Annotated in this window: 20 protein-coding genes; 14 read left to right on the top strand and 6 right to left on the bottom strand. The window is 57.4% G+C overall.

The genetic code is table 11. The features are described 5' to 3' along the window. Window positions 1–116 precede the first annotated feature (116 nt). From ACR0DK_RS01240 to ACR0DK_RS01230, 3 genes are all read left to right on the top strand, one after another. On the top strand, window positions 117–488 hold the full coding sequence (locus ACR0DK_RS01240; RefSeq protein WP_170343628.1) for a helix-turn-helix domain-containing protein: 372 nt from the start codon (window positions 117–119) through the stop codon (window positions 486–488). A 44-nt stretch (window positions 489–532) separates the two neighbouring features. Continuing rightward, a complete protein-coding gene (gene hisN / locus ACR0DK_RS01235) occupies window positions 533–1,324 on the top strand; it encodes a histidinol-phosphatase (protein WP_170392196.1) in 792 nt (263 codons plus the stop codon). A gap of 114 nt (window positions 1,325–1,438) precedes the next feature. Next, on the top strand, window positions 1,439–2,773 hold the full coding sequence (locus ACR0DK_RS01230) for an 8-oxoguanine deaminase (RefSeq protein ID WP_480734591.1): 1,335 nt from the start codon (window positions 1,439–1,441) through the stop codon (window positions 2,771–2,773). 62 nt (window positions 2,774–2,835) lie between these two features. Here ACR0DK_RS01230 and guaD read toward each other — a convergent pair whose 3' ends face one another. Next, window positions 2,836–4,128, bottom strand: a complete 1,293-nt coding sequence (gene guaD, locus ACR0DK_RS01225) for a guanine deaminase (protein ID WP_170392193.1) — start codon at window positions 4,126–4,128, stop codon at window positions 2,836–2,838. A 138-nt stretch (window positions 4,129–4,266) separates the two neighbouring features. On the opposite strand from guaD, the gene mgtE reads away from it, so the two are divergent. From mgtE to ACR0DK_RS01200, 5 genes are all read left to right on the top strand, one after another. After that, window positions 4,267–5,661, top strand: coding sequence for a magnesium transporter (gene mgtE / locus ACR0DK_RS01220; protein ID WP_170401569.1), 1,395 nt, complete (start codon window positions 4,267–4,269; stop codon window positions 5,659–5,661). Continuing rightward, entirely contained in the window at window positions 5,658–6,224 is a 567-nt protein-coding gene (locus ACR0DK_RS01215) for a 5-formyltetrahydrofolate cyclo-ligase (protein WP_223116808.1), read from the top strand. The genes mgtE and ACR0DK_RS01215 overlap by 4 nt, the downstream gene beginning before the upstream one ends. Window positions 6,225–6,336: 112 nt before the next feature. After that, window positions 6,337–7,149, top strand: coding sequence for a TIGR00282 family metallophosphoesterase (locus ACR0DK_RS01210; protein WP_170512362.1), 813 nt, complete (start codon window positions 6,337–6,339; stop codon window positions 7,147–7,149). Between the two features lie 91 nt (window positions 7,150–7,240). After that, complete coding sequence (locus ACR0DK_RS01205) at window positions 7,241–9,019, top strand: SLC13 family permease (protein WP_480734590.1); 1,779 nt, start codon at window positions 7,241–7,243, stop codon at window positions 9,017–9,019. Window positions 9,020–9,115: 96 nt separating this feature from the next. After that, complete coding sequence (locus ACR0DK_RS01200) at window positions 9,116–9,862, top strand: YbaY family lipoprotein (protein ID WP_170625249.1); 747 nt, start codon at window positions 9,116–9,118, stop codon at window positions 9,860–9,862. Here ACR0DK_RS01200 and ACR0DK_RS01195 read toward each other — a convergent pair whose 3' ends face one another. From ACR0DK_RS01195 to ACR0DK_RS01180, 4 genes are all read right to left on the bottom strand, one after another. Then, window positions 9,863–11,524 (bottom strand): FAD-binding dehydrogenase, encoded by a 1,662-nt coding sequence (locus ACR0DK_RS01195; RefSeq protein ID WP_170625250.1) that lies wholly within the window; start codon window positions 11,522–11,524, stop codon window positions 9,863–9,865. Between the two features lie 11 nt (window positions 11,525–11,535). Next, complete coding sequence (locus ACR0DK_RS01190; RefSeq protein WP_170512356.1) at window positions 11,536–12,393, bottom strand: bile acid:sodium symporter family protein; 858 nt, start codon at window positions 12,391–12,393, stop codon at window positions 11,536–11,538. A 72-nt stretch (window positions 12,394–12,465) separates the two neighbouring features. Then, window positions 12,466–13,200: a glutamine amidotransferase gene (locus ACR0DK_RS01185; RefSeq protein ID WP_170647947.1), complete on the bottom strand. Its 735-nt coding sequence runs from the start codon at window positions 13,198–13,200 to the stop codon at window positions 12,466–12,468. A gap of 16 nt (window positions 13,201–13,216) precedes the next feature. Next, complete coding sequence (locus ACR0DK_RS01180) at window positions 13,217–14,989, bottom strand: SLC13 family permease (protein WP_480734589.1); 1,773 nt, start codon at window positions 14,987–14,989, stop codon at window positions 13,217–13,219. 110 nt (window positions 14,990–15,099) lie between these two features. Here ACR0DK_RS01180 and ACR0DK_RS01175 point away from each other — a divergent pair, with 110 nt between their 5' ends. Continuing rightward, window positions 15,100–15,840 (top strand): YebC/PmpR family DNA-binding transcriptional regulator, encoded by a 741-nt coding sequence (locus ACR0DK_RS01175; protein ID WP_170392173.1) that lies wholly within the window; start codon window positions 15,100–15,102, stop codon window positions 15,838–15,840. Window positions 15,841–16,012: 172 nt separating this feature from the next. Beyond that, complete coding sequence (locus ACR0DK_RS01170) at window positions 16,013–17,287, top strand: MFS transporter (RefSeq protein WP_170420736.1); 1,275 nt, start codon at window positions 16,013–16,015, stop codon at window positions 17,285–17,287. Here the strand turns inward: ACR0DK_RS01170 and ACR0DK_RS01165 are convergent. Then, window positions 17,284–18,177: a LysR family transcriptional regulator ArgP gene (locus ACR0DK_RS01165; protein ID WP_480734588.1), complete on the bottom strand. Its 894-nt coding sequence runs from the start codon at window positions 18,175–18,177 to the stop codon at window positions 17,284–17,286. The genes ACR0DK_RS01170 and ACR0DK_RS01165 overlap by 4 nt on opposite strands. Window positions 18,178–18,261: 84 nt before the next feature. Here ACR0DK_RS01165 and ACR0DK_RS01160 point away from each other — a divergent pair, with 84 nt between their 5' ends. The 4 genes from ACR0DK_RS01160 to betC are packed head-to-tail and all read left to right on the top strand — an operon-like array spanning window position 18,262 to window position 21,969. After that, complete coding sequence (locus ACR0DK_RS01160; RefSeq protein WP_480562391.1) at window positions 18,262–18,861, top strand: LysE/ArgO family amino acid transporter; 600 nt, start codon at window positions 18,262–18,264, stop codon at window positions 18,859–18,861. A gap of 40 nt (window positions 18,862–18,901) precedes the next feature. Then, window positions 18,902–19,834, top strand: coding sequence for a DMT family transporter (locus ACR0DK_RS01155; RefSeq protein WP_170392166.1), 933 nt, complete (start codon window positions 18,902–18,904; stop codon window positions 19,832–19,834). Window positions 19,835–19,891: 57 nt separating this feature from the next. Further along, entirely contained in the window at window positions 19,892–20,464 is a 573-nt protein-coding gene (gene betI / locus ACR0DK_RS01150) for a choline-binding transcriptional repressor BetI (RefSeq protein ID WP_170392164.1), read from the top strand. After that, window positions 20,461–21,969 (top strand): choline-sulfatase, encoded by a 1,509-nt coding sequence (gene betC / locus ACR0DK_RS01145; RefSeq protein WP_480734587.1) that lies wholly within the window; start codon window positions 20,461–20,463, stop codon window positions 21,967–21,969. The genes betI and betC overlap by 4 nt, the downstream gene beginning before the upstream one ends. Window positions 21,970–22,044 lie beyond the last annotated feature (75 nt).

Here is a 22,044-nt window from a genome sequence, read left to right as displayed (position 1 = left end):
GCTGTTCGGGGGGCACGATCCGAATTAGGGAGTTCTTAAGCAGCGACCCGCTAACTAAGCGGCGATGGCTGCTGTCGCGGTTTCCCGGACAGGTGTTTGTGTAAAGGAGACTACCAATGACCCATCACGTCGATGTCCATGTGGGCAAACGCGTCCGGCATCGCCGCTGGCTGATTGGCATGACTCAGCAGCAGTTGGCGCAGCAAGTTGGTATCAAGTTTCAACAAATCCAAAAATACGAAACAGGGGCCAACCGGATAAGCGCATCGCGTTTGTGGGACATTGCCGAAGCGTTGGATGTTCCCGTCAGCTTTTTCTTCGAGGGTCTTGAAGAGGCTCAGAAGTCGGATGCAGACAAGAAATCGGTTCCTGCGGATTTGATGGGTGACAAAGAAGCGCTTGATCTTGTTCGCTCGTATTATGCGATCCCGGAAAACCAGCGTCGCCGCCTGTTTGAACTGGCACGCGTGCTGAGCGACGTCGCCTGATACAAGCGCTTGACTTCGCGGGGTGTGGGGCGCACGGGTAAGCAATGCAAAACACCCTACGAAGCGATCTAGAGATTGCCGAAGAAATGGCCGACGCTGCGCGGGCGGCCATTCTTCCGTTTTTCCGCCAATCTAACCTGAAGACAGACAACAAACTCGATGCCGGTTTTGATCCGGTGACAGCCGCTGATCGCGAAGCAGAAAAAGCAATGCGTAGGGTGCTGGCTGATCACCGGCCTGAGGACGGTATCCTGGGGGAAGAGTTCGGTCATTCCGAGGGAACTACCGGACGAGTTTGGGTGCTGGACCCAATTGATGGCACGCGCGGTTTCATAAGTGGTACGCCCACATGGGGTGTTCTGATCGCCCTAAGCGATGAGACTGGACCGAAGCTTGGTGTGATCGATCAGCCCTATATCGGCGAGCGTTTTATCGGAGATAAAGAGCACGCCTTTGTCAAAGGCCCTTTGGGACGCACCGAACTTGGGACGCGTGACACTCGATCTCTGGACCAGGCGATCATCTTCACCACCTTCCCGGAGGTTGGCAGCGCGGTCGAGGCCGCCGCCTTCAAGGCGGTTTCTCAGAAAACGAAGCTGACACGCTATGGGATGGATTGTTATGCCTACGCGTTGCTCGCTGCAGGTCAAACTGATCTTGTGGTCGAGGCTGGATTGAATTCCTACGATATCCAGGCCCCAATCGCGGTGATCGAGGCCGCGGGTGGTATTGTGACGGATTGGCAGGGTAATCCGGCTCACAATGGTGGGCGTGCGCTCGCTGCAGCCAATACTGAGATTCATGCGGCAGCGCTAGAAATTCTGAAGCAATACTAAACGGGTTGCCGACCCTTCTTTGCGACTTTAAACTGATCACGGCTGGTTCTTACGCCCGTTTTCCACCAGCCCATCACTCCATGCATGAGACGGGCAGTATGCGGGAGTGCGAAAATGACAGATTTTCTGATCCGTAACGCCGATATGATCCTGACGATGGATGATGATCGGCAAGAGCTTGCAGGCGCTGATCTGCTGGTTCGGGATGGTAAGATAGCCCAGATTGGCCACCGCCTTACGAGCGATGGCGAAATACATGATGCCACTGGGTGTGTTGTGACCCCCGGTCTGGTGAACACCCATCACCATCTCTACCAAACGCTCACCCGCGCGGTTCCCGGCGGGCAGGACGCTTTGCTGTTTGGTTGGTTGCGAACGCTCTATCCCATCTGGTCCCGCTTTGGTCCTGACGAGATGTTTATATCTGCCCAGATCGGATTGGCCGAGATGGCACTGTCCGGCTGCTCGCTTAGCTCTGACCACCTTTACCTATATCCCAATGGCGCGCGGCTTGAACACACGATCCATGCAGCGTCAGAGCTGGGGCTGCGTTTTCATCCCACGCGTGGGGCTATGAGCATTGGCGAAAGTGATGGTGGACTGCCTCCTGATGCTTTGGTCGAATCCGAGCAGGCTATTCTGGAGGATATGATCCGTGTCGTAGACGCCTATCACGACCCATCTGAGGGTTCGATGTGTCGCGTTGGTTTGGCGCCATGTTCGCCGTTCTCGGTTAGCCGAGACTTGATGCGTGATGCCGCGCTGTTGGCGCGCGACAAAGGTGTGATGCTGCACACCCATCTGGCGGAGAACGATGAGGATATTGCCTATTCTCAAGATCAGTTCGGATGTAGACCCGGCCAATACGCCGAAGAATTAGGCTGGACCGGTTCGGATGTCTGGCACGCTCATTGTGTCAAGCTGGATGGCGCCGAGATTGACCTGTTTGCACGTAGCCGAACCGGCGTTGCGCACTGTCCATGTTCCAATTGTCGTCTTGGTTCAGGTATCGCGCCAGTCCGAAAAATGCGTGATCAAGGCGTGCCAGTCGGGTTGGGCGTGGATGGATCAGCCAGCAACGACAGCGGCAATCTGATGGCCGAGGCGCGCCAGTCTATGCTGCTGCAACGAGTCGCAAACGGCGCTGACGCCATGTCGGCCCGTGAGGCGCTTGAGATCGCCACCCGAGGCGGGGCGGATGTGTTGAATCGGCCCGATTGCGGCCGGCTTATACCCGGTAAACGAGCTGATATTGCCATTTGGGACGTGCAGGCAATTGAAAGTGCAGGCAGTTGGGACCCCGCTGCGCTCCTTCTGGCCGGACCGACGCGTGTCAAACACCTCTTTGTCGAGGGACGCCAGATTGTTCGTAACAGTCAGATCGCCACGATCGACCTGCCAAGGGTCATAGAAACCCAGAATCTTCTGGCACGCGCGCTGGCAGAATAGCGGATCCGCTCTTCATCTGGCTAAAAATACCTCCGCCGGAGGCATGGGCCATAGGCCCATTCCTATCGACCAGAAACAGCTCGTCCGGCGATCCAGGTATCGGTTACGGCACGGTCATCACCCATCATAATGGTCGGGAACACCGCTTCCCAAAGATCATCAGCATGAGCTTCGCGCTGGGCGATAGCAGGCGTCGATGCGAGGTTCAGCACCGCCAGATCGGCCTCCATGCCCACGGCGATGTTGCCAATACGGTCATCCATCCGCAGGGTACGAGCCGATCCCACCGTTCCAAGCCAAAGCAATTGCGAGGGGTGCAAGGGATGGCCTCGCAATTGACCAATCTCATAGGCCGCAGCCATTGTGCGCAGCATTGAAAAACTTGAGCCGCCTCCGGTGTCGGTGGCCAAGCCCACGCGGTGCCCTGAGTGGATCAGACCATTCATGTCAAACAGGCCAGAGCCGATAAACGTGTTTGATGTGGGGCAGTGGATCAGAGCTGCATCTACCTCGCGCAGACGATCGCGCTCCCGCTCTTCCAGATGGATCACGTGCCCGTAAAGGCCATTTCCACCCAGCAGCCCAAACTGCTCATAGGTGTCCAGATAGTCGCGCGCGTCGGGGAACAGGGATCGGACCCATTCGATCTCATCGGTCTGTTCGCTCAGATGGGTTTGCATCAGGCAGTCGGGATGCTCGGCCCAAAGCGCGCCCATCGCCTCCAGCTGTTCTGGCGTCGATGTCGGCGAAAATCGTGGAGTGATGGCGTAAGATATGCGATCAACCCCATGCCACTTTTCAAGCAGAGCTTTGGACTGGTCGTATCCGGTTTGTGCAGTATCTCGCAGCCCCTCAGGCGCATTGCGATCCATGCAGGTTTTACCCGCGACAACCCGCTGCCCACGCGCCTGCGCGGCGGTAAAGAAGGCATCAACACTCTCTGGATGAATGGTGCAAAAGCTGCACATGGTTGTGGTGCCATGGGCTGCGGTTAGGTCTAGATATCTGTTTGCAATTTCAGCGGCATAGGCGGGGTCGTCAAACTTCATCTCTTCAGGGAACGTGTAGCTGTTCAGCCAATCGATCAGCCGCTTTCCCCAGCTCGCGATCATCGCCGTCTGCGGATAGTGGACATGAGAATCCACAAATCCCGCCATGATCAGCTGATCGCCATAATCCTTAATGTTGGCTTCGGGATGCGCGTCAGACAGGTCGGACGCCTGGCCCAGTGCCGCGATGCGGCCATCTTCGATCAGGACGGCTTGGTGAATTTTGGTCGCATCGGTGGGCTCACCTTCGAACGGTGATCCGTTGAAGCTAAGCACACGTCCCTTCAGAAGCGTCTTTTGCGCCATTTGTTCTGTTCTCCGCCTATTTTGGACCGTCAACCAGCATAGGGGCGCGAAAGATGCGGGTAAATTGGACCATTGTCATTGTTTTCCGGTAGCTGCTTCTTCTATCTAGGGGCAATCGACAAGAAAGAGGGGCAGCGCATGACGACAGGCAACGACGAAGCCAGACCCGATCAGCCCCGTGACGAAGACGCCTATGCGCTGGACCCGCGAACCGTTGCGGCCATCCTTTATGCGGTTGATGTCGAAGATCGTGCCAAGCTGATTGAGCTGATGGAGCCGCTACACGCGGCCGATATCGCTGACCTTCTGGAACAGATCAATCCTTACGACCGTGCGCGCCTGATCCGGCTGTATGACAAAGAGTTCGACGGCGATATCCTGTCGGAGCTCGACGAGTCAGTTCGGGAAGAAGTAATCAATGTCCTGAAACCGGACGTTCTGGCCGAAGCCGTTCGGGATATGGAAAGTGATGACGTTGTTGACCTTCTGGAAGACCTTGAAGAGCCGCAGCAAGAAACCATCCTGGGCGCGCTTGAAGACTCCGAACGCGTCGCGGCAGAGCAAGCCCTATCTTATCCAGAAAACTCTGCTGGCCGCCTTATGCAGCGCGAGGTGGTCATGGCGCCCGATCACTGGACCGTGGGGCAGGCCATCGATTTCATGCGTGCCACCGACGATTTGCCGGAACAGTTCTATCACGTCATACTTGTTGACCCGCGATTGAAACCGGTTGCTCAGGTCACGCTGGGCAAGTTGATGGCAACCCGGCGCGAGGTGCCGCTGCAGGACATTGCCGAAGATGAATTCCACACCATCCCCGTCGAACAGGATGAAGAGGACGTGGCCTATGCGTTCAATCAGTATCACCTGATTTCGGCTCCCGTCGTGGATGGCGACGGTCGTTTGGTCGGTGTCATCACCATCGACGATGCGATGGTGGTCCTGGACGAAGAATACGAAGAGGATATGCTGCGTCTTGCGGGCGTCTCGGACGAAAGCTCTCTGTCCGATAGTGTAGCGGCAACCAGTAGGCGCCGCTTGCCTTGGCTTGGTGTCAATCTGGTTACGGCGATTTGCGGATCGCTGGTGATTTCTCAGTTTGAAGCCGCGATTGATCAACTGGTGGCGCTCGCGATCCTGATGCCGATCGTCGCCTCGATGGGGGGCAATGCCGGGACCCAATCACTTACCGTTGCAGTGCGGGCGTTGGCAACACGCGACCTGACCGGCTCGAACGTAGGGCGCGTAATCCGGCGAGAACTGCTGGTGGGAATGCTCAACGGGCTGTGTTTCGCTATCGTGTTGGGAACCGTCGGGATGATGTGGTTCGACTCCCCGCTGCTGGGTGTCGTGATCGGATCTGCGCTGGTCGTGAACATGATCATCGCGGGCTTTGCTGGTACGGTAGTACCGGTGGTGCTGGACCGTCTGGGTGTTGACCCGGCGCTGGCGTCAGGAACCTTTGTGACCACGACAACGGATGTCATGGGGTTCTTCATCTTTCTGGGGCTTGCCAGCGTGGTGCTATTGTGAACGAGACAACCGATCTGACCGAAATCAAGGCCGCAGCGCGCAAGGCGGCATTCGCGCGACGCAAGGTAGCGTTTGATATGCGCATCCCGGGCGCGGCCGGGCGCTTGTCCGAGGTTCTGGCGGGTCATCGCGGTGTTCCCATGTCTGGCTACATGCCGATCCGCACCGAAATCGACCCGCTGCCTGCAATGGCCGAGGCTTCTGCATATGGTCCAGTGGGCGTGCCTGTCATTCAGGCCGCAGGGCAGGCGTTGCGCTTCTCTCGATGGACGCCTGAGGGCATACTGAAAGATGGACCCTTCGGCGCGAAAGTGCCCGAGATCGATGACTATTTCGACCCGGAAATCCTGATCGTGCCACTGGTTGCGTTTGATGCGAAGGGTGGCCGCTTGGGCTATGGCGGCGGCTTCTATGATCGCACGCTTGAAGGGTTGCGCGCCAAGCGCCCGACGCTTGCCATAGGATTTGCCTTTGATGCGCAGGAAGCCGAACATCTGCCGCTGGAGCCGACCGATCAACCACTCGATATGGTGATTACTGAAAGCCGGGTGCTAACTTTCTAAGTTATCCCTCGCTATGCGCGATCGCGATTTCCTTTACATTGGCAGGCTTCAGGCTGAGTGATTGTTTGCTTCTGCCTTGTTATTGCCACTTCCAGCCCCTAGGACCGCAATCATGAGGATTTTGTTTCTTGGTGACGTCATGGGGCGCTCGGGTCGCGCCGCCATCCAGCAGCATCTGCCACGCCTGCGTGACGAATGGCGGCTGGATTTTGTCGTTGTCAACGGCGAGAACTCCTCGAACGGAATGGGGCTGAGCGGGGACCACGCCAAGCTGCTTTTGGACGCGGGGGCCGATTGTATCACCTTGGGCGATCATGCTTTCGACCAGAAAGACATGCTGCAGTTTATTGAGAAAGAACCTCGCATCGTGCGTCCGTTGAATTATGCCAAAGGGGCACCGGGGCGGGGGCATCGACTGTTCACCGCGCCGGGCGGTCGCAAGGTTCTGGTGGTGCAGGTGTTAGGGCAGGTCTTCATGAAACGCCCCTTTGACGATCCCTTTTCGGCCATTGAACCGATCCTGAAATCGCACCCACGCGGCGGCCAGGCGCAGGCGATCATCGTCGACATGCATTGCGAGGCAACGTCCGAGAAAATGGCGATGGGCCATTATTGCGACAAACGCGCAAGCCTTGTGGTTGGGACGCATACGCATGTGCCTACCGCGGATGCGCAGGTATTGCCGGGCGGTACAGGATACCTGACCGATGCCGGGATGTGCGGCGACTATGACTCGGTCATCGGAATGGACAAGCAGGAACCGATGCGCCGGTTCATAACCGGGATGCCCAAGGCGCGGTTTACGCCTGCGACCGGTGAGGCGACCTTGAGCGGAGTTTTTGTCGAAACCGATGACCGCGATGGAAGCGCAAAATCCGTGCAGATGATTCGTGTTGGCGGGCGGTTGCAGCAGTCTACACCCTGAAAAGCACGTCAGACTTGCCCCGCCGCACGCAATACGTGAAACTACCTATTAGGCGCGTATGCCAGATCAGGGTTCGGACAGAATACCAAGAATGCAATTCCTTCAACTGACAGAGATGGGCAGCGCAATTCTGGCGCTGATGATCGTAGCGGGCATGTTCATCATGTTTCTGCGCGAGGTCTATCCGACCGAAGTTGTCGCCATCGGCGGGGCGGCCCTGATGCTGGCAACCGGTATCCTGCCCTATCAAAGTGCGCTTGCAGTCCTTTCGAATCCCGCGCCGTGGACCATCGGCGCGATGTTCATCATCATGGGTGCCTTGGTGCGCACCGGAGCGCTTGATGCCTTCACCTCGCTCGCGCAGAAGCAGGCGCAGGTGAACCCTCGGTTTGCTATCGGGTTATTGATGGCGTTTGTCGTCGTCGCTTCAGCGGTGGTGTCGAACACACCGGTTGTTGTTGTAATGATCCCGGTCTTTATCCAGATCGCCCGCACGCTGAACGTTTCGGCGTCCAAATTGTTGATCCCGCTCAGCTATGCGGCGATCCTTGGGGGTACGCTGACGCTGATTGGCACCTCGACTAACCTGTTGGTCGATGGTGTGGCCCGCGCACAGGGTATGACGGCGTTTTCAATCTTCGAGGTTACCCCGCTGGGCATCGCGCTGGTGATCTACGGTATGGTGTACCTGCGCTTCATTGCGCCACGACTGCTACCCGAGCGTGATAGCATGGCTGAGATGCTCAGCGACCGGTCCAAGATGAAGTTCTTTACTGAGGCGGTTATCCCACCCGACAGCAATCTGATCGACCGCGAAGTGACCGGCGTTCAGCTGTTCAAGCGCCCCGGTGTGCGCCTGATCGACGTCATCCGAGGCGATGACTCGCTGCGGCGGAACCTCAAGGGGGTGACGCTGAAAGTGGGCGACAGGGTAGTTTTGCGCACCGAGATGACCGAATTGCTGAGTCTTCAAAGCAACAAGGAACTCAAGCGCGTGGATCAGGTCTCAGCCGTTGAGACCAAGACGGTTGAGGTTCTGATCACGCCGGGCTGCCGAATGGTCGGTCGAACGCTTGGTGCGATGCGGTTACGTCGCCGATATGGTGTCTACGTCCTGGCGGTTCATCGCAGGAACCAGAATATCGGGCGTCAGTTGGATGCTTTGACCGTGCGCGTCGGGGATACGCTGCTGTTAGAGGGCTCGCCTGCGGATATCCAGAAGCTGGCCGCCGATATGGATATGGTCGATGTTACGCAACCTTCGGCACGAGCGTTTCGCCGCAGCCATGCGCCCATAGCCATCGGTGCGCTGGTCGGGATCGTCGCCATGGCGGGGTTGGGCGTGGCACCGATTTTGCTGTTGTCGATCATCGCCGTTGCTGTGGTTTTGCTGACCCGATGTATCGACGCGGATGAGGCGTTCTCATTTGTCGAAGGCCGATTGCTGGCCCTGATCTTCTCCATGCTCGCAATTGGGGCTGCGCTCGATAAATCGGGCGCGGTTACACTGATTGTCGAAGCGGTCGCACCGGCGCTGGGCATGTTGCCACCTTTCTTGATCATATGGGCCGTATATCTGTTGACCTCGGTGCTAACCGAATTGGTTTCGAACAACGCCGTGGCGGTGGTGGTCACTCCGATCGCGATCTCTCTGGCTCAGGCTGTAGGAATTGATCCGCGCCCGCTGGTGGTCGCGGTGATGGTGGCGGCATCGGCATCCTTTGCGACGCCGATTGGCTATCAGACCAACATGATGGTGTATGGCCCGGGTGGGTACAGATTCACCGATTTTCTGAAAGTTGGTGTGCCGCTGAACCTGACTGTGGGTCTGCTGGCGTCACTTCTTATTCCGTTCATCTGGCCGCTCTGACACTGGCACGGATTCGCCGACCTGGTGTTTCGGGCCTTGTAAATGTCGATATCGTCACAATCTTTTTGCCTAAGATGAATGTGAAAGGATGGGATCATGCCTTTTCCAAAACTCGGGCAGGCCATTGTGGCCGGAGCAATCGTATTGGCCTTGCTGGGCAGCCAAAGCTCGGCAGGAACAGTCACTGGCACGGCAACCTACCGTGAACGGATCGCCCTGCCACCGGATGCGACGCTATTTGTCGAATTGCAGGATATCTCTCGGGCCGATGCGGCAGCGGTCACGCTGGCGGCGCAACGCTATGCGTTGAACGGAGTGCCCTCGGAATTTGAGCTGACTTTTGATGACGCGCTGATCCGCGAGGGTATGACCTATGCAGTACGCGGATCGATCTATCGCGGGGGTGAGCTGTTGTTTACGACGGATACGGTCCATCCCGTGCTGACCAACGGCGAAGGCAATTCGGCAGATCTTGTGCTGGTGCAGGCCGGTGCTCAGAGCCCCGCGACCCTGGAAGGGACTGAGTGGACAGCCATCGGTATCGGTGGAACCGTGCTCGATACAAAACGGCCGCCCCAGCTTTCCTTCGCCCAAGGTGGTGCGTTCGGTGGCACGGGCGGTTGCAACCGGTTTTCCGGGCAAGCCGAGATCACCGGCAACAGCCTTGAGTTTCCAGACAATATGGCCGCGACTTTAATGGCGTGCCCGCCAGAACTGGACGAGGTCGAGGATCAGTTCTTTGCCGCCCTGCAAAACGTGACGAGCTATGCCGTTGCCGGTGACAGCATGGTTTTGCTCGATGCTGCAGGTGAGCCGATACTGAAATTCGTGCGCACCCAGTAATCAGGCCACTGCGCGGGACCTTCCTGCGTTGCGACCCGAGAAGATGCAACCGCCCAGAAACGTGCCCTCTAGCGCGTTGTACCCGTGATAGCCGCCGCCGCCAAAGCCCGCGACCTCTCCGGCTGCAAACAAGCCGGGGACGATTTGTCCATTGGCGCCGATCATCTGACTGTCCAGATTGGTCTGCAGCCCGCCCAGTGTCTTGCGGGTCAGTACGTGCAGCTTGACCGCGATTAGCGGGCCGTTTGATGGATCGAGGAACTTGTGCGGTTTGGCCGTCCGGATCAGCTTGTCGCCCCGATAATTGCGTGCGGCAAGGATGGCCATCATCTGGGCGTCTTTGGAAAACGGATTGTCGACCTGAGAATCCCGTGCCTCGATCTGGGTGCGCAAATGCGTCTCGTCTATCAGACCTCCGCCTAATTGGTTCATGCCGCTGACCAATTCAGTCAGCGTGTTGGCGACGACGAAATCCTCGCCCTTTTCCTTGAACGCCTCGACCGGGCCGGTCGCCTTGGTGCCAGACAGGATGCGCTGACGGATCACCTCTTTCCAGCTGCCCGAAGTGAAATCCGGGTTCTGCTCGGACCCCGATAGTGCAAATTCCTTTTTGATGATCTTCTGGGTCAGAACGAACCAGCTGTATTCATATCCGGTTTTCAGGATCTCTTTCAGCGTTCCCAGCGTATCGAACCCCGGCAGGCAAGGGGGTTGCAGGCGATTGCCGCGCGCATCGAACCACATCGAACTTGGGCCGGGTAGAATACGTATACCGTGCGCGGGCCAGATCGGATCCCAATTGCGCACCCCTTCGGTGTAATGCCACATTCTGTCGCCGTTGATGACATGTCCGCCAGCTTTCTCGCTGATCGGGATCATGCGGCCATCGACATGAAACGGAACGCCTGCCACCATCTCTTTGGGCGGTTCACCCAGCCGGTCGCGGGGCCAGTTCTGTCTCACCATCTCAAAATTCCCACCGATCCCACCAGAGGTGACAATAATCGAAGGGGCATAGACTTCGAATTCGCCTACTTCGTCCCGGTTGGTCTTGCCACCTCTTTGAATGCCGTCATCGGCCAGGACTTCCCCTGACACGCCTTTGGCAGAACCATTTTGCATAATGATGTGGCTGACTTGGTGACGGAACTTCAATTGGATCAAGCCGGCGTCGACATGCGCGCGGACGCGGCGGATAAAATGCTCAAGTACACCTGGGCCGGTTCCCCAAGTGATGTGAAAGCGCGGGACCGAGTTGCCATGTCCGTCCGCATAAGAACCGCCGCGTTCGGCCCAGCCCACGACGGGAAACCAGCGCAGCCCCATGTCATGCAGCCACGGACGCATTTCACCTGCGGCGAACTCGACATAGGCTTCAGCCCATTTGCGGGGCCAGTTGTCTTCATCGCGGTCAAACTGCGCGCTGCCCATCCAGTCGCGCAGGGCCAGATCGTGGCTGTCGCGGATGCCCATGCGGCGCTGCTCGGGGGTGCCGATCATGAACAGGCCGCCGAGGCTCCAAAACGCCTGTCCACCCAGAAAATGCTCGGGCTCCTGATCCAGCACGATCACCCGCTTGCCCCGGTCGCCCAATTCGGCCGCCGCCGAGAGGCCCGCAAGGCCGCCTCCGATCACGATCGCATCTGCGGTGTTATTGGTCATCGGATGTCCTTTCAGCGGCTGCGGAACCAAAGGATGAAGGGGGTTACGACCACATACATCGTGATGCCATAAACGGCGGCAGGAACGGCAAGTGGGCTGAAGCCGGTCGTGGTGCCGGTGATCAAAGCTGCCAGCGTAATTCCCATCGCCGAATTCTGAATGCCAGTCTCGACCGAGATCGTTTTCGCCTCACTCCATGTCAGATTGGCGATGCGCGCCAGCCCCAGACCGATCAGCAACAGCGCAACGTTCAACGCGATCAGAGCTGCCCCAATCGAGCTGAGGTTTTGGATGAAGAACTGCCAGTTTCCGGCCAGTGCCGCCGCGACGATCAGCACGAACAGTATCGATGCGAGCGTCGAAAGCGGGCCGTCGACCCGAATGGCGAACCCCCTTGCAAAGTGACGTATGGCGACACCAATGGCGACTGGAAGGGTCGTGATCAGGAACAGCGCGGTGGCTAATGCGCTGATCGAAACTTTGGGTGCGGCCTCGCCCATGAAATGATCTATGGACCATGCGGCGAGAATGGGGACGGTCACGATGGACAGCAGGCTGATCACCGCTGTCAGGCTGACCGACAGCGCCACATCACCTTTGGCAAACTTTGCTAGGATGTTGCTGGTGACCCCACCGGGGCAAAAGCTTAAAAGCATGACACCCACGGCGATTTCAGCGGGCAATCCGAACAGAGTGACCGTCGCGAAGGCAGCCAATGGTATCAGCACAACTTGACTGATGGCGCCAATGGCGAAGGGGTACCCCCGCGCCAAAACCCGGCGGAAATCGGCGGCTTCTAGCCCGATCCCCAGTGACAACATGATAATGGCCAGCGAAATGGGCAGGCCAACGTTGATAAGCAGGTCCAAGAACAACTCCTCCCAAAGTCATTCGGGCCAGCCTATGCGAGGGGTCGTAGATCAGGCAACAACGCCGTTGGGTCACCCGTAGCGTTGAGCAAACCGGCGCAGGATTTCACCCGGCTCCGTAACGTCTGCGGCATGGCACATATCGATCAAGCTTTGCGCATCCTCCGGCGGAAAATAGCCGTGGTCCTTGTAGATGTTAATCCGCTGCTCAAAATCTTTGGCGTCCGCTTCGGGGTGGAACTGGGTGGCATAGACATTCTGCCCCCAGCGGATCATCTGAAACGGGCAGGGGTCAGACGCTACCAGATGAACGCAGCCATCCGGCAGTAACTGTACGGCTTCCTTATGTCCCACAAACGCTTCGAATTTCGGCTTTAGGCCTGCGGTCAAGGGGTCTTGGGCGCCATCCTCTGTCAGACGGCAGTCGGACGGTCCGACCGGTTCGCCAAATTGCCGTTTGCTGACATCTCCGCCCAAATGTACGGCGAGAATACCCAAGCCATAGCAGCAGCCCATGAACGGGTGATCTTTCGCAGTGATCTGGGGCATCAGTCTCATGATCGCGCCTTCGATCTTTGCATCCAGCGCGGATTTGGTGGTCGGATCGTCACTGACGCAGCCGGGACCCCCACCCACGATGACACCAGCGTAATCGACGACATCCAGCCCTTCGGGCAGGTCTTCGCAATCCAGCCGGATGCGATGAGTTTGCGCAGGGCGCAGCCCGGTTTTGTCCAGTATCGAGGCATATTCGGCATCCGATGCATCGGTTTCCGGGCGCAGTTGCAGGATCAGAAAGCGTTTCATAGGCAGCCTTTAGCCATCAAAGCGGCCAGAACACAAGGATCGCGGGGATCGAGACCGCGATGATCAGGATTTCCAGCGGCAACCCCATGCGCCAGTAATCGCCAAAGCGGTATCCTCCGGGACCAAGCACCAGCGTATTGTTCTTGTGCCCAATGGGCGTCAGAAACGCGGCAGACGCCGCAACGGCCACCGTCATCAGAAACGGATCGGGCGACACCTCAAGCGTGCGCGCCATCTGAATGCCAACCGGGGCGGCGACAATGGCGGTGGCTGTGTTGTTCAACACATCGGACAGGGTCATCGTCACGACCATCAGTACGGTCAGGATTGCCCAGGCGGGCAGGCCGTTGGTCAGCTGAATCAAGGCGTTGGCGATCAACTCGGTTCCGCCCGAGGTTTCAAGCGCGCTGCCCAGTGGGATCATTGACCCCAGCAATACAACCACCGGCCATTCGATGTGGTTGTAGATATCCGCAATCGGCATGATCTTAGTCAGAACATAGGCTACGACCACGAACCCCAGTGCGATCGGCAGATAGATCAGCCCGATACTGGCCGCCAACACGGCAGCCGCAAATAGGCCGATGGCAAGCCAGGCTTTCTCATTCGCGGTTACATTCAAGCCGCGCTCGGCCAGGGGCAGGCAGCCGAGCCACTCGGTGACATCGGGTGCTCGGTCGCGCGGGCACAGCAGCAATAAGATGTCGCCGGGCTCGACCTCGGTTTTGCGAACCTGACTGGTGATCCGGCGCCCTTGGCGTGAAATGCCCATCAGGACTGTACTCTGTCGCCAGGCCAGTCCTAACGCCTGCGCAGTTCGCCCAGTGATGCGCGCGCTTTCGGGGACAACGACTTCAACCACTTCCAGCCCTTCGCCTTCGGCAGTCAAAACCTCCTGCCGACGGGCGTCCGAGAAATCCAGATTGAGCGCGGCGCGGAACTCATCCAGCGCTTCGGGGCGTGCTTCCAGAACAAGCGCATCGCCTTCATGCAGGGTTGCGTGGGTTGATCGACCATAGCGTCGCTTTCCGTCCCGGATCAGGCCGATGATAGCGACGTCAGATTTCTCGGCGGCCTCATAAAGCTCACTGACCCGTTTCCCGATATGGGGCGATTCAGGTGGGATCGTCAGTTCGGCGATGTATTCGGCCAAAACTTCCGAGGGTTCTTCCTGCGCGCCGCGATTGGGAATGAGGCGCCAGCCGATCAGCGCGACGAACGCCAGCCCCGCAATTGCAGCCAATCCGCCCACCGGTGCGAAATCGAACATGTGAAACGGTTCGCCCAGTGTTTCAGCCCTGATCGAGGCGATGATGATATTTGGCGGCGTACCAATCAGCGTGGCCATCCCTCCCAGGATCGTCGCAAAGCTGAGCGGCATCAGGCTAAGGCCGACCGGGCGCCCCGCTTTGCGCGCGGTCTGGATATCGACTGGCATCAGTAGCGCCAGCGCCGCGACGTTGTTCATGAAGGCCGATAGGATCGCCCCGATGCCGCCCATTAGCGCGATATGCGCGCCCAATCCGCGCGATGCGTCGACCAGTGTGCGCGTGATCATGAACACTGCACCCGAGCGCACCAGACCGGCAGAAACCACCAGCACCAACGCCACGATGATCGTGGCCGGGTGCCCGAACCCGGCAAAGGCATTGTCAACGGGCACCACACCCAGCGTGACCGCGATCATCAAGGCGGTGAATGCTACAAGGTCATAGCGGAACCGCCCCCAGAGCAGCATTCCGAAAACGGCGATGAAAAGGGAAAAAAGAATGATCTGATCTGTCGTCATACCGCCACCATAGTCACGGGCGAAGACAGGGCAAGCCGCTCTCTTGATCCTTTGCCCCGCAAACGTCTATATGAGCGCCAAACACGCAATCACGATGACGAGGACGCACCATGGCAGGCCACTCCAAATGGGCCAATATCCAACACCGCAAGGGACGTCAGGACGCCGCGCGGTCCAAACTGTTTTCCAAGCTGTCGAAAGAGATCACGGTCGCCGCCAAGATGGGCGACCCCGATCCCGACAAGAACCCGCGCCTGCGTCTGGCGGTGAAAGAGGCCAAGTCGAATTCGGTGCCCAAGGACGTGATCGACCGTGCGATCAAGAAGTCCGTAGCAGGCGAGGGCGATGAATACGAAGAAATCCGGTATGAGGGCTATGGTCCCAACGGTGTGGCCGTGATTGTTGAAACGATGACCGATAATCGGAACCGTACCGCCTCGACTGTTCGTTCGACCTTTTCGAAGAATGGTGGAAACTTGGGTGAAACCGGCTCGGTCGGGTTCATGTTCGACCGCAAGGGCGAAGTTGTGTATCAGGCAGACGCAGGCGATGCGGATACGATTTTCGAAGCCGCGATCGAGGCCGGGGCAGAGGATGTCGAAAGCTCGGATGACGGTCACATCATCTGGTGCGCAGATACGGATCTGAACGATGTGTCAAACGCGCTGGAAGAGGCGCTGGGCGAATCCGAATCCACCAAGCTGGTCTGGAAGCCGACAACGACGACCGAGTTGGGTCTGGAAGACATGCAAAAGCTGATGAAATTGGTGGATGCATTGGAAGACGACGACGACGTTCAGCGCGTGACCACTAACTTCGAAGCGACCGACGAGGTTATGGCGCAGCTCTGATGTATCGGACAAACGCCAGATGAACCAAACCCGGCCCAGCGGCCGGGTTTTTCTGTTGCAGTTGCGCGTCTTACACAAGCCTTGGTCCTGAAGCCTCTTGCGATTAAACTCAGATCATTGAGGCTGAAGGACCTGAAAGGCAACCGTAGGCACATCATGCAGAGCATCGCAAATGGCGAGTAAATCGACTGATCCGGCCCGACGAAATGTCCCGGTTCTGGCTAGCCAAAGTATCCTTTCCCAGGTGGCGTGGACTTTGGGCAGCCCGTCTATCGTATTGCCATTCCTTGCGGTCTCGCTGGAGTTACCGATGTTCCTTGCCGGTGCATTGGTGTCGATCCGCATGGTTGGCAGCATGATCTCGGACGTGTTTTTCGCCCGCTCCATTGCTGCGCAGGCGCGGAAGAAACGCGGGATTGCCCTGACCGAGATCGGAATTGGCGGTTGCCTTCTGATGGCCCTTTTGATCGCGGCCACCGGCAGTGTCTCATTGACGGCCATTGCCTTTGTGATCGCCTTTTTCATGATTGGGCTTATTGAAGAAAGCCAATCCCTGATGCTGTCTGACTTGTTGGGCGATCATCTGAAATCGAAATCCCGGATGGTTATCCGTTATCTCCAATTGGGCGCGGGAGGTCTTTGTGCCATCGGCTTGGTATTGCTGATACACGAGATCACGAAAGAGTACCCGCCATTCTCGCGGCATTCCGCGGTGATTGCGGCCTCGGTCGTGTTTTTCTTGTTTTCAGCATTATGCATTCTCGGCATGGCCGAGATCGCCCCCGATGAGTCCGGTAATGGAAAACCTAAAGGTGCAGGACGTCAATCGCTGCAGAACATCATCTCCGGAATCGTAAGTATGTTCGAACAGCCATGGTTCCGGCGCTATATGGCTCTGCGGCTTCCTTTGGTTGTCGTGTCGCTGTCGGTTCCGTTTTTTGCGCTCATCGCTGCCGAGGCACATCACAACTCGGCCAAGGGTTTGACGGCCATGATCATCTCATCCGCGTCCGGCTATCTGGTCTCGGCACCCTTGTGGCAACTGGTGAACATGAAATCACACCGTACCGTGATGGTCGCGGGCAACTTGTTGGTCGCAGTGACAGGGATCGTTTTGTTGGCGTTCCACTATGCCGGTATCGATCACGAAGTTCACTTGCACGCCATTGCTCTGTTTGTCGTCTCGGTGGCGACAACTGGAATTTCCAGTGCGCGCCAGCTTTATTTTTTAGACGTTGCGCCCAAGGAACAACGTATTCAGGGCGCAGCAGCCATCAAATCCATCTGCAGACTCGCTGCCGTTGCACTGTCCGCAATTTTGGCCGCGGTTGCACATATGCACGAGGTTGCAGCTGCCATCGTGTTTATCGTGCTGGCCAGCATCTGGGCGGCATTTAGCTGTTACCGCATCGCGAAACCGCAAAAGGCTTCAGAGTCGCAGGCCTAATCTGCCGCCGGTGCGATCAGTTGCTGCGTTGCCGCGCGACGTACCGCTTGGGTCAAGGGTGCAAGGGCAGGGGCAAGGACACGCCCGATCTGCCAGGTCAGTTCGATATCGAGCGGCGCATCGGGGATTACTTCGCAGATCTGCCCATTTGCGATCGCTCTTCTTACAAGGCTTTCGGGGTTCATACCCCATCCTAATCCGGCGATTGCCGCATCAACAAAGGCATTTGTGGACGGCAGAAAGTGAGACGGTGGCGAAAGACGGCTGCCTGTCTGGGTATATATCCAGGATTTCTGCAGATTATCTTTACGGTTGAAGGTCAAGCAGGGGGCCTGTGCCAGGGATTTGGCGGAAACCCCATCAGAAAACCACCGCTGCATGAAGCCAGGGCTCGCGGTCGGCAAATAGCGCAAAGTGCCCAACGCAATGGCATCGCATCCGGTAATGTTCTGACCACCCACCGTTATCGCCGCACTTACGTCGCCACGCCGCAGCCAGTCAGCCGAATGGTCCTGATCGTCAATTACAAGGTCGAACAGTATGTCTTCGGCGCGCGCCATCGCGTCGATAAACCACGTGGCCAGACTGTCAGCCGGTAGCGCGACGCGAACCCGTACCGGACCTTCACGCTGATCCAAAGTCAGCTCTCGCGCCAACTTTGCCTCCAACAGGCCGATATCTTCGGCATGACGGGCGATCCGCAGACCCGCCGGAGTGCCGGTGCATGGGGTGCCGCGATGAATAAGGGCCGCACCAACACGATCCTCCAACGCCTTGATCCTCTGCGAAATAGCCGACGGGGTGACGGATAGCTCTGCGGCTGCGGCCTCAAAGCTGCCGTGTCGCAAAATCGCCGCCAATGCTGATAGCTGATGAGGATCGAGGAGCATTAGAGATACTTAATCTGGGTAATCATCATTAATTTGATAGATTCACACTGGCCATGTAGTCAACGAGCATCGACAGGAGGCTGCATGTTCCCATCAATGATTGCCGGGTTTGCCCTGAGTTTTAGCCTTATATTGGCGATAGGCGCTCAGAACGCCTTTGTTCTGCGCCAAGGCCTGCGGCGCGAGCATGTCTTTGCACTGTGCCTGACCTGCGCAGTGTCTGACGCGATACTGATCGGGGCGGGTGTTGCAGGGTTCGGCACCCTGGCTCAGGCCGCGCCGTGGTTTGAAACGGTGATGCGCTATGGTGGGGCAGTGTTTCTGATTTGGTACGCCCTACGAAGTTTTGGGTCTGCCTGGCAGGGAGGGGCGGTGATGGATACCGCAACAGGGCAGCACACCAGTCTGCGTGCGGCCATGCTGACCGTGCTGGCCTTCACTTGGCTCAACCCCCATGTATATCTGGATACGGTCGTATTGATCGGGTCGATATCGGCCCAATATCCAGATCGCATGGGGTTTGCGATAGGGGCGATGACTTCGAGTTTCGTTTTCTTTTTTTCGCTCGGCTACGGTGCCAGAGTGCTTTCACCGATTTTTGCACGCCCGCGCGCATGGCAGATTCTTGATTTTATCATCGGAATCGTGATGCTTATGATCGCGTTGAAACTTGTTATCATGTGAAGGGTTGTCCCGGATCAGAATTCGGTGTTCAACCGTTTGTATGACCTCACCTAATGATCAGCACCGCCCGCTTGTTGGCATGTTTTGGATGCTTGCGGCCGGGCTGTCCTTTGTGGGCATGAATGCGCTGGTGAAGGTGCTGGGAACCAGCATGAACCCCATTCAAGCGGCATTCTTGCGCTATGTCCTGGGTCTGGTGTTTCTTTTGCCCGCAATCCGGGCGATCCTCGGAACTCCATTGACCCCGCGCAATCTAACGCTGTTTGGACTACGCGGAATGGTCCACGCCATCGCCGTCATGCTGTGGTTTTTTGCGATGACGCGCATCCCCCTCGCCGAGGTGACCGCGATGAATTACATGACACCTATCTACGTCACGGTGGGTGCGGCACTGTTCTTGGGTGAAAAGCTAGCTTTTCGTCGTATCGCCGCGATTGGTGTTGCTGTGATTGGAGTAGTGATCATCCTGCGCCCGGGCTTTCGCGAGATTTTGCCCGGTCACATAGCGATGCTGGGGGCTGCACTAGCGCTTGGTGGTTCCTATCTGCTGGCCAAAGTCATGGTCCGTGATATCCGTCCCTCAGCCGTTGTTGCCCATCTTTCGATATGGGTCACCATCGCGCTTATCCCTTTCGCCGTCGCGGTTTGGGAGCCGCCCAGCCTGCGCGATCTTGGTATACTTTTCATCGTCGCCAGCTTTGCGACTGCGGGGCACTATTTCATGACGCTTGCATTGCAGGCTGCCCCGGTCGCCGTGACCCAGCCAGTGACGTTCCTGCAGCTGATCTGGGCCACTTTGCTCGGCGCTTTGGCCTTCCATGAACGCATCGACATCTGGGTAATCGCAGGAGGCACTCTGATCCTGGCTGCCGTCAGCTTCATCACCTGGCGTGAAGCCGTGCTGAGCCGTGGCGGCACACCGCCGCAAGGTTCTGAGACCCCACCGGCGAAACCAAGAACCGTTATTGATTGACGAGTCAATAAAAACCGCTTAGCCTTCCTTGCACTCAGGTATGGCGAAGAGGCGAAGATGCCAAAACTCGGAATGGAGCCGATCCGGCGGGACGCGATCGTCAAGGCGACGATCGCCGAGCTTGGCGCGCAAAAATCCCTTGATGTCACCGTTAGCCAGATCGCCAAACGCGCAGGGATGTCCAGTGCATTGGCGCATCATTACTTTGGGGGCAAAGAACAGATATTCCTAGCCGCGATGCGGCGTATCCTGACGGATTTTGGATCTGAAGCGCGCGCACAACTCAGCACGGCAGATCCGGAAGAGCGCGCACAGGCCATCATTCGTGCCTGTTTCGCGCCATCATGTTTCACACCGGATGTTATCGCAGCTTGGATGACTTTTTATGTTTTGGCGCAAACCAACGATGATGCGCTGAGGCTCTGGCAAATCTATCAGGCACGCATCCGCTCGAACCTGATCCATGCGTTGCGCCCACATATGAGTGACCCGAGCGAGGCTGCCGAAGGTATGATCGCGCTGATCGATGGGTTGTACATCCACTCTGCACTGAATTCCCCACAAGAGCCGCAGCGGGCAGTCACCCATGCGCTGCGGGTACTGAGAGTTTTCCTAGAGGCCGAAAAATGACAAAGCCGAATATTCTGATCCTGATGGTGGATCAGCTCAACGGGACCCTCTTCCCCGACGGTCCTGCAGAATGGTTGCATGCGCCGAACCTGAAGAAGCTGGCGGCAAGATCAACGCGTTTCGCAAATGCCTACACTGCTTCGCCGCTCTGTGCTCCGGGACGTGCGAGCTTTATGTCGGGTCAACTGCCATCGCGCACTGGCGTCTATGACAACGCCGCCGAGTTCAGCAGCGATATCCCGACCTATGCCCACCACCTTCGTCGTGCGGGATATTACACCTGCTTGTCCGGCAAGATGCACTTTGTCGGCCCAGACCAGTTGCACGGGTTCGAAGATCGTCTGACCACTGATATCTACCCGGCAGATTTCGGTTGGACGCCGGATTATCGTAAACCCGGTGAGCGCATCGACTGGTGGTATCACAATATGGGCTCGGTCACTGGGGCAGGCATTGCCGAGATTTCCAACCAGATGGAATATGATGACGAGGTCGCTTATAACGCCAAGGCCAAGCTATATGACCTTGCACGCGGCAAGGATGATCGCCCCTGGTGTGTGACCGTCAGCTTCACGCACCCACACGATCCTTACGTGGCGCGACGCAAGTACTGGGATCTGTATGAAGACTGTGAGCATCTTGAGCCACAGATCGCGGATCTGGGATATGACAATCAGGACCCGCATTCCAAACGTATTTTCGATGCCAATGACTGGCGCAGCTTCGACATAACGACCGAGGATATTCGCAAATCCCGTCGCGCCTATTTCGCCAATATCTCATATCTGGATGACAAGATCGGTGAGATACTGGAGGTTCTGGAAACGACGCGTCAAGAGGCGATCATACTGTTCGTGTCCGACCACGGCGACATGCTGGGTGAGCGCGGGTTGTGGTTCAAGATGACTTTCTTCGAAGGCTCTTCCCGCGTGCCGCTCATGATTTCGGCCCCCGATCTTCCAGTTGGTCGCATCGATACACCAGTTTCGACGATCGACGTGACACCGACGCTTGGTACGTTGGCGGGCGTCGATATGGCTGAAATCTCACCTTGGACGGATGGTGAGGACCTTGTTCCGTTGGCAAAGGGCACAGACCGAACCGCGCCGGTTGCAATGGAATATGCCGCCGAGGCCTCATACGCTCCTTTAGTCTCTTTGCGTTATGGCAAGTGGAAATACAATCGCTGTACATTGGACCCCGATCAACTGTTCGATCTCGAGGCTGATCCGCATGAGATGGAAAATCTCGCTGGCCTGCCCGAACATGCAGGCACCTTGCAAACACTGCGTACTAAATCCGAGTCGCGATGGGATTTGGATCGCTTTGATGCCGATGTGAGGGCCAGCCAAGCCCGGCGCTGGGTGGTTTACGAGGCATTACGGCAGGGTGGCTATTATCCTTGGGATTACCAGCCTCTTCAGAAAGCGTCTGAACGGTACATGCGCAATCATATGGACCTGAACGATGTCGAGGATAGCCAGCGTTATCCGCGTGGCGAGTAATCCTTTACATTTTTGAAATTGCACCCGTCGGAAGTGCGGAGATTTTTCGTCGAAAAATCTTGCCCCGAAGGTGAA

Source organism: Ruegeria sp. CE6 (genome assembly GCF_056537485.1).
The sequence above is the reverse complement of the archived record's forward strand: the minus strand, read 5'-3'. Positions and strand labels throughout refer to the sequence as shown.